Annotated in this window: 8 protein-coding genes; 3 read left to right on the top strand and 5 right to left on the bottom strand. The window is 69.3% G+C overall.

What is annotated here, in order from left to right:
- Positions 1–378: 378 nt before the first annotated feature.
- A complete protein-coding gene (locus tag BXA11_RS40850; protein ID WP_076443312.1) occupies positions 379–864 on the bottom strand; it encodes a DUF2000 domain-containing protein in 486 nt (161 codons plus the stop codon).
- Between the two features lie 110 nt (positions 865–974).
- Between BXA11_RS40850 and BXA11_RS40855 the strand changes: the two genes are divergently transcribed.
- Together BXA11_RS40855 and BXA11_RS40860 are read left to right on the top strand one after the other, a co-directional pair.
- A complete protein-coding gene (locus BXA11_RS40855) occupies positions 975–1427 on the top strand; it encodes an Lrp/AsnC family transcriptional regulator (RefSeq protein ID WP_076443313.1) in 453 nt (150 codons plus the stop codon).
- 204 nt (positions 1428–1631) lie between these two features.
- Positions 1632–2393 carry a helix-turn-helix domain-containing protein gene (locus BXA11_RS40860; RefSeq protein WP_204054075.1) on the top strand — a complete coding sequence of 254 codons (762 nt, stop codon included), beginning with the start codon at positions 1632–1634 and terminating at the stop codon, positions 2391–2393.
- Between the two features lie 18 nt (positions 2394–2411).
- Here BXA11_RS40860 and BXA11_RS40865 read toward each other — a convergent pair whose 3' ends face one another.
- The 3 genes from BXA11_RS40865 to BXA11_RS40875 form a co-directional block, all read right to left on the bottom strand.
- The gene (locus tag BXA11_RS40865; protein WP_076443314.1) at positions 2412–2933 is read right to left on the bottom strand and encodes a nucleotidyltransferase domain-containing protein; all 522 of its coding nucleotides are present in this window, start codon (positions 2931–2933) and stop codon (positions 2412–2414) included.
- A gap of 25 nt (positions 2934–2958) precedes the next feature.
- Complete coding sequence (gene cpt / locus BXA11_RS40870) at positions 2959–3495, bottom strand: chloramphenicol phosphotransferase CPT (protein ID WP_076443315.1); 537 nt, start codon at positions 3493–3495, stop codon at positions 2959–2961.
- A 155-nt stretch (positions 3496–3650) separates the two neighbouring features.
- Complete coding sequence (locus tag BXA11_RS40875) at positions 3651–4109, bottom strand: nuclear transport factor 2 family protein (RefSeq protein WP_083744960.1); 459 nt, start codon at positions 4107–4109, stop codon at positions 3651–3653.
- A gap of 130 nt (positions 4110–4239) precedes the next feature.
- Here BXA11_RS40875 and BXA11_RS40880 point away from each other — a divergent pair, with 130 nt between their 5' ends.
- Positions 4240–5328: an NBR1-Ig-like domain-containing protein gene (locus tag BXA11_RS40880; protein ID WP_143734823.1), complete on the top strand. Its 1089-nt coding sequence runs from the start codon at positions 4240–4242 to the stop codon at positions 5326–5328.
- Positions 5329–5386: 58 nt separating this feature from the next.
- Here BXA11_RS40880 and BXA11_RS40885 read toward each other — a convergent pair.
- A partial coding sequence (locus BXA11_RS40885) for a SpoIID/LytB domain-containing protein (RefSeq protein ID WP_208865605.1) occupies positions 5387–6014 on the bottom strand: 628 nt, incomplete at its 5' end.

Consider the following 6014-nt stretch of genomic DNA (forward strand, 5'->3'; position numbering starts at 1 on the left):
CCGCACACCCGGTGGCGGCCTGCGCCGTGGGGGCGGTGGCCACACCGGCCAGGGCGGCGACCGCGGCCAGGGCGCCGATCACCCCGGCGCCCGTTTTGGTGCTGCTTGTCACAACCGAGCTCCTTGCAGGTCGCGCAGGGCCCCTGACCGAGGAATGACTCCCGACCCCACAAGGGATTTCGTGCACCTGAACCACATACATCCACAGGAACACCGCGCAACAACGTACGATCCCGCCGAACACCGGTCAACGACACACCCCGACGGCTATCCGCACACCACACATCCCACATGCACAGAAACCGCCGGAGACGAAAGGCAGGATCCTAGGACCGGCTGAAACTTGCAGCCCGAGCCCGCACCGACGCCGGGGCCGGGTCACGGCATCAGGGGCAGCTTTCCCACGATCTTGTCCACCCGGTTGCGCGGCCCGACCACGCCGACCGCGTAGTACTCGACGTCGTCGGCCGCGGTCTCCTTCATCGTGGCGAGATAGTCGGCGTAGACGCGCGTCCGCTGGGCCGCGGCGGGCATGTCCGCCACGAAGCACCCGGCGGACGACGCGGCCTTGGCGTGGATGGCGCGCAGCGTGGCGGCGTCCGCGGCCAGCACGGAGCAGCCCGCCCACGGCAGCCCGGGGTGGGCGGCGCCGTCGGCGTCCACCGCGTCGTCGCCGAGTAGCCCGGTCACCGCCGCCGAGGTCGCCGCGGCCACGCAGACGGCGGCGTTCACGGCACGGCCCGCGGGAAGGTCGCGGTCGACCACGATCACCCACTTCAGACGGGCCGCCCGGGTCGGGAGGGCCGGGTCGATCTCCTCGGGGGCGAACCCGACACGCGAGGTCGTCTGTTCATCGGCCGTCATGCGATCCTCCTATGCATGCGTTCGGACGTACGCCGCTGATGCTAGGCACCCGTACGATTGACCTGCAAGGAGTCCGTATTTGTATCGGAAACAGGGATGTGCGGGCAGGCATGGACGAACTTGATAAGGCGATCCTGGCGGAACTGCAGTCGGATGCACGGAAGACCAATCGCGACGTCGCCGCCGCGGTCGGGGTCTCGCCGACCACGGCACTCGACCGTACGCGGGCGCTCCGGCAGCGCGGCGTCATCCGGGGAGCGATCCTCGACGTCGACCTGGCGGCGATCGGGCGCCCGGTCCAGGCCCTCATCGCCATTCGCGTGCGCCCGCCCTCGCGACGCAACATCGAGGGATTCCGCAACTGGGTCAGCGCGCTTCCCGACACCCTGGGCGTCTACGTGACGGCCGGCACGGAGGACTTCATCGTGCACGTGGCGGTGCCGGACAACGCCAGCCTGTACGCGTTCGTGATCGACAAGCTCACCGAACGGCCCGAAGTGGCCGACGTCCGCACGTCGATCGTCTACGAGCACATCCGTAACAACCGGATCAGCCCGATGTGAGCGCGACAGCACCCTCCTGGCGCCGTCCGAGTGCGGCGGGCTCCTGGCCTCCCTCAGCACCCGCCGCCCAGAACTCGCCGCTCAGCACCCGCCGCGCGAGCGGTGATGCTCGTCGACATGCGCGAGCGCCTGGTGCGTCCGCCGTCGAACGGCTGGAGGCCGCATGCTCGATGTTCTGTCGCCCGGGGGACGTACCATGACCCGGTGAACGGCCTGGACCGGGCCCGTATGACCACGTTCCGCAAGTCAGGGGGAGTCACCCGGATGGGCCTGGAGATCGAGAGCCGAACATCCGACTCGCCCTACATCGAGCGGGTGTGGCGCAGCAGCAGCAGTGACATGGAACAGATGACGGCGGTCGCGACCGCCCGTTGGGATCTGGTCTTCTGGGAGCACCGCGGCCAGGTCAGCGCCTCCGTCCAGGGGCCGGAGACGAGGGCGAGCCAGGCCCCCGTTCCCGAGGACGCCACGTTCTTCGGGATCAACTTCTCGCTCGGCACCGCGATGCCTCATCTTCCCCTCGGCCGGCTCGTGGACGGCGGCGCGGAGATTCCCAGCACGACCCGCAGGTCCTTCTGGCTGAAGGGTTCCACCTGGCACCTGCCCGACTGGGACAACGCCGAAGCGTTTGTCCAACGGCTGGTGCGCGAGGGCGTCGTGGAGCGCGACCCGCTCGTCGCCGCGGTCCTCCGCGGCGAGCAGCCGGACGTGTCGGAGCGCACCGTGCAGCGGCGGTTCCTGGCGGCGACCGGGCTCACCCGCGGCGCGGTCCGGCAGATCGACCGCGCCAGGCGGGCGGCGGTCCTGATCCAGGAGGGCGTGCCGGTCCACGACGTGATCCACCGCCTCGGATACTTCGACCAACCGCACCTGGCACGGTCCCTGAGCCGCTACATCGGGCGAACCGCCACACAGCTTGGCGATCGGAAGCCCGCGCAGCCGCTGTCGCTCCTGTACGCGACCTGACCGCTCGCCCCGGCGTGATCAGAAGTGCGTGGTGACGCCGAACTCCGCACGCAGGCTCGCCATGTCACGCAGATCGCGGTCGCGGGGCTCGTAGCCTTGGTGGAAGGCGACCTGCTGATCGACGGACAGGCAGCGCACCCGCACGCCCTCGATCGTGCCCGTGACGAAAACCGCGGCCGGGTAGTGGAGCGCCGCGCCGCGGTCGTCCAGGTGCTGCACGGCCGAGCCGTCCTCCCCGACGTGCAGCGGATGGAGATCGAGCTCGTGCCCACGGCTGTCGGTCATGACGAACCTGGCCGGCCGCCCGGGCACCGCGCCGGGCCGCTCCGCGTACCCGAGCGACTCCAGCTCGCCGATCACCAGCCGTTCCTGTTCGGCCCGGTGGAGCAGGTCGAGGTCATGATGGTCCCGGGTGACGCGTCCGACCAGGACATCGATCCCCCAGCCGCCCGCGACCCAGACCTCGCATCCGGCGGCGTCCAGCGCGTTCAGCACCCGCAACATCTCGCCGATCGGCAGCACCAGCCCGCTCCCCCTCATTTCGATCTTCGAGCCAGACTCGGTGTCAGTGACGCACCCGGGTGGCGATGGTCCGCGCGCACGCAAGGGACTCCGTGTGTGTGGTGTCCACCACGAGGTCATAGAGCACGCCCTCGTGAACCACTTCCGCCTGCAACGCGGCCATCCCCTCGACGCGGTCGCCCCGCGCGATCTCTCGTCCCGCGGCGACCGCGCTGTCGCACCTCACGCCGACCCAGAGCACCTCCAACCCGGCAAGGGACTTCTGCCAGCGTTGCTGGGAGACCGCCCCGCCGAGGAACACGTCGTCCACGATGACCCGGGCGCCCGCGCGGGCCATCGCGGCGATCCCTTCCGTCCACGCCGCATCCATCGCCTGGAACGCCGGCCCGACATCGACCTGGCCGTCCGGTGCGAAAGTGATCCCCGCATCCGATGAGCGCAAGGAGGCAGGCATCGCCTCGACCATGGTGTCGACCGAGAGGGCAAGCCACGGATCCGGCAGGACCGCCTGCAAGCACCGGGAGATTCCGGACTTGCCGGAGCTGGAACCGCCGTTGAGGACAATCACCTGTGTCGCCATCGCGCCACGCTAAAGGGTGGCCCCGCACACCTCCAACGCCTTTTCCTCGGCCTGTCCCTGCCGTCCACCGACCGGCACCAGAGGCGCTCGGCATACGCACGGTCTCCCGCACGGCGGCACGAAGCGACCTGCACGACCAGACAGAGCTTCCCCTCTCATGACGCGGACTCGGCGTGCACCTGGTCGAAGAGCTGGGTGAGACGCCCGAGCCCCGCCGCGGTCCGCAGCACGTCCGAGTAGTCGCGCAGGTGGACGATACGGCCGTCGCGGGCACGTAGGACGAGCACGAATCGGGAGGTGAACGGCCGCCCGGTCGCATGGTTGACAGCGTTCATCTCACCCTCGGAAATGAGCACTTCGGTGTCGGTCGTCTCGTGAACACACACCTCGCCGAGTCCGGTCAGCGGTGGCCTGGACACCGCCCCCCATGCCGCGCGGAAGCCGGCGCGGATCTCCTCGCGCCCGTCGTATCGCTGTGACGGACCGCGATGCGGCGTCCAGAACACGAACTCATATATCGCCTCGTCGGCGAACAGATCGGCCAACGCGTCGGGCGAGAAATCCAGCATCGCCCGCAGAAAGCCGTCGAGCAGGTCGCGTGGAGTCGTGGGCATCCCGCCTCCTTCATCAGCACAGTCCTGACTCAACAACTGTAGATCGAAAGAAGGGTCAACAAGCCCGGAGCGAGCCGATGCCGCCACCGGACGCCGCATGGACGAGGGGCAAGATGCGCCATTAGCTTGAGTGGTTACCGTGCGCGCTGTTAGCTTCACCCGGGTGGACGACATGCGTGCACGCGCGGAGGCGATCGAGGACTTCGCGGCGGCATTGCGAGAACTTCGCAAATCGGTCGGCAACCCACCTTTTCGCGAAATGTCCGGCCGGTCGGGGGCGATCTCACACACGACGTTGCACGAGGCCACAAAAGGCAACCGGCTCCCGAGTTGGGAGACCACCGTCGAGTTCGTGAAGGCGTGCGGCGCGGACCCCGCCGCGTACCGCGAACGCTGGGAGGGGGCGAACCTGGCGGTCAGGTCGGCGAGCGCCGGGGCTCCGCCGAACCGCGCGGGCACTTCGGCGGCCCGTCCGCTGCACGGACTCGAAGCCTCCGCCGCGGACGTCGCGGAAGGTCGTACCGCGCACAGTGCCACCGGGTCGCATGCCGCCCGGCCTGCTGGTGAGACCCCGGCGACTCTGACCACGCCGCCGCCACTGCCGGACGAGATCGCGGGCGACGCCCAGCCGGTTCCCTCTGCGCCGGGCGGCCGGCGGCGATTCCGGCCATCCCGCCCGGCTGCCGCCGCGCTCGCGGCAGGGGCCGTCGGTGTGGCGACGGTGGTGCTCATCGCGGTCGCCGTCGATCGTGGCTCCGGGACCGGCGGGCACGGCGTGAACCCGTCGGAGAGCCCGTCGAAGACCGGGCTGTCGGCAGCCGACTGCCCGGTGCACCCCACCAGCCCTCCGTGGAGCCCGCCCGCGCACGACGGTGATTCGGCGAAGTTCATCGGGGACATCACGCTGCCCGACTGCACGCGCGTCGGCCCCCGCCAGACCGTGACCAAGGTCTGGCGGCTCAAGAACGCCGGGACCGTGCCGTGGAAGGGATATTCGTTGCACCGCCTCGACCTCCCGCAGCAACCCGATCAATGCCAGACCGTCTCCGACGTACCGATCAAGGACACGCAGCCCGGAGAGATGGTCGACATCCGGACCGACATCACCACGCCGAAAACGCCGGGCCTGTGCTACGTGCGGTTCAAGATGATGGAGGGTTCGGGGCGGGTCGCGTTCCCCGGAGGGCGGCCACTCAACTTCCAGGTCATCGTCGACTGACGCCTGTTCCCCGCCGTGCACGACACGGCGGGGAACAGGGGCGGACGGTCTCCGGGGTTCAGGATTGGAGAACGATCCCCTTGTAGTAGTACGTGAGGATCCTGGAGTAGCTCCAGCCCGCCTCCGCCTTGTCGCGAGAGCCGTTCTGCGACATCCAGTCGCCGGTGACCCAGTGACGGCACGCCGTCGTCGTGGAGCAGTACTGGGCCTTGAAGATCTTGCCGTCGCGCGTCATCCGGATGCCCCATGTCGCGTCCACCGCGGCGTTCGTCGCCGCCGTCGCGGAGCCCGGCTTGTACATCTGGCTGGCCGTGTCGTCGGCGACGTCGTAGCACTGGCCGCTCGGCGTCTTACTCGCCGACCTCAGCGCCCAGTACCAGCCGAACTGCTTGACCGCGATCGCCCCGGCCCTGAGAGACTCCCTCGGCCAGTGCGACCGCCACTCGTTGGGCAGGACGTTCTTGACGTACGTCTTGAACTCCACCCGGTCCACACGGTTGAGGGATCTCCGGTAGACGAGGATCGTCGTGGGCGGCTTGCCGTACGTGCCGTCGGTCTTGCACCCGGTGGGCGGCGCGGAGCTCAGGAACCGGTGGGAGGCGTTCTGGTTCTTGAGGCCGGCCTTGAGGTTGCCCTTGGCCCCGGGGGCGAAGTCCTGGTAGACGCTGCCGCCGTAGTTGCTGTTG

Source organism: Microbispora rosea (assembly GCF_900156315.1).
GTDB classification, from domain to species: Bacteria; Actinomycetota; Actinomycetes; order Streptosporangiales; family Streptosporangiaceae; genus Microbispora; species Microbispora rosea.